We start from the raw sequence: 1,855 nt of genomic DNA, 5'->3' as shown, positions 1-1,855 counted from the left end.
CCTATTTTTCCTAAATCCTTGCACATTTGCGCATTGCCGTCTTTGCAGCCCAGCTTTAAATACCGCCTCAAATATAAAATTTGCTCTTTCTCCTCCTCGCTCATATCAAGCACCCATTTGCATGCTTGTTTTATTGCGAGTATAAAAAATAGCGCTTTCATTTCAGCCTTCGTAAACAATATAAATTTAAATCAGAAAGCGACGTAAATTTTATCTCTTTGCTATCGGCTACGCTTTTGTTGGGTTCTGCCGCGGCTTGCGTTATTAAAGGCGCCAAAATTGCTGGATAAAATTCTTTCATTATCGCTCTTTGCCCTTCTTTGGATTTGCCATCTTTTACTCCTTTGTTGAATTTGCGTTGTATTTATCAGTTATTTCTTCAAATGCTTCTATCGCACACTTTACAGGATCGTGTTCCTCCTCATCTCGTAAGCAGTTTTCTAAAGCTACCTTTAACGCGCAAGACTTTAGTTTAAATATTCTTTCTTCTTCCAAGCGTTCTGAATACTTTTCGCAAGCTATAGTGTAGTTCATTACAGCCTTTTTAATGTTGCCTCTTAAACCTATATCATGAATTCCGAGGTTAAAACAAGAGGCTGCGATACCCGCCTTGCAGGATTTTTCTAAGGGCACAAAAGCCGCTTCGCGCATACCGAGTTCAATACCCAATATAGAACCAAGATCCGAGCATCTGGTCATATCTCCGCTATCACATTTTTTAGATAAAATTTCTATTAGTTTAGTACACGAGCTATATTTGCCGTTTCCTTTATCGCATTCGTTATAAAGATTTTCCTCTTCAGCCGTAGGCTTACCAGCCATTACGATAGAAGCTAAAAATATCATAGAATAAAATACAAAATTAATTTTCCCCATACAATTTCCTTTCGACACCTTCAAAAATAATTTTACCTTTTTTTATAGGGTTACACTCTTTGTCTTTTAGGCAGGCTTTTAGTTCCTCGATATTTTTGCAAACTATATCTCTATCTTTAAGATCGCTATTACAAACTTTTTCAAGACTTTTAATTGCTGCTTGCATATTACCGTTTAGATATATATTTATTAGCGTACCCAATATAAAACAGTGATATGTACTATCAGCATCACACAGCTTAATCAGATATTTCGTAGCTTCCTCTACTCTGCGTAATGATAGTAAAAGCTCACTCTGTGTAGCACATGAGCGCATATTACCATCCTCGCACTCTTTAGATAAAATTTCAACGAGTTTATTGCACGAACTATATTTTCCGTCACCGTAATCGCAGGATTTCAAAAGCACTCTTTGTTCTTCGTTCTTTAAATCCTCTAACTTTATCAATTTTGCCGCAGCAGGAATCGATACAAATGTCATTATAAATGCAAGTAGCCAAATTTTAAGATAGAATTTTTTCATTGTCGCTCTTTGCCCCTCTTTGGATTTGCCATCTTTTACTCCTTGATTGAATTTTCATTTTCATGGTATTCTTGATAAATTTTCCCGTATGCCTTTCTAGCACATTTTACAGGATCACGATCTTTGCTGTCGCGTAAACAGCCGTCTAGAGCTTCTCTTAGTTCGCAAGATTTTAACTTAAGTAGTTTTTTCTCATCGGTAAATCTTTCGCAAGCTATAACATAGCTACTAAAAGCCCTTTCAATATTACCTCTTCTCATAATGTCAAATATTCCCAGATTGTAGCAGGACTCGGCTACGCCTGCCTTGCAAGATTTATCTAATGGCGCAACCGAGGCTTCACGCATACCCAGTTCAAAGCCCATAATATAACCCACATCGGCGCACCCGATCATATCTCCGCTATCGCATTTTTCGGATAAAATTTTTATTAGCTTAGTGCACGAGCTATATTTG

Annotated in this window: 2 protein-coding genes and 1 pseudogene; all 3 read right to left on the bottom strand. The window is 37.2% G+C overall.

Annotation, left to right across the window (positions count from 1 at the left end; all coding sequences use genetic code 11):
* Positions 1-336: 336 nt before the first annotated feature.
* Positions 337-876 carry a hypothetical protein gene (locus tag Q0340_RS02300; RefSeq protein ID WP_298081996.1) on the bottom strand — a complete coding sequence of 180 codons (540 nt, stop codon included), beginning with the start codon at positions 874-876 and terminating at the stop codon, positions 337-339.
* A complete protein-coding gene (locus tag Q0340_RS02295; RefSeq protein ID WP_298081995.1) occupies positions 863-1,399 on the bottom strand; it encodes a hypothetical protein in 537 nt (178 codons plus the stop codon). The genes Q0340_RS02300 and Q0340_RS02295 overlap by 14 nt, the downstream gene beginning before the upstream one ends.
* Before the next feature lie 35 nt (positions 1,400-1,434).
* A pseudogene (locus tag Q0340_RS02290) lies at positions 1,435-1,855 on the bottom strand (hypothetical protein); the annotation flags it as partial.

This window comes from uncultured Campylobacter sp. (genome assembly GCF_938045595.1).
GTDB lineage: Bacteria > Campylobacterota > Campylobacteria > Campylobacterales > Campylobacteraceae > Campylobacter_B.
The sequence above is the reverse complement of the archived record's forward strand: the minus strand, read 5'-3'. Positions and strand labels throughout refer to the sequence as shown.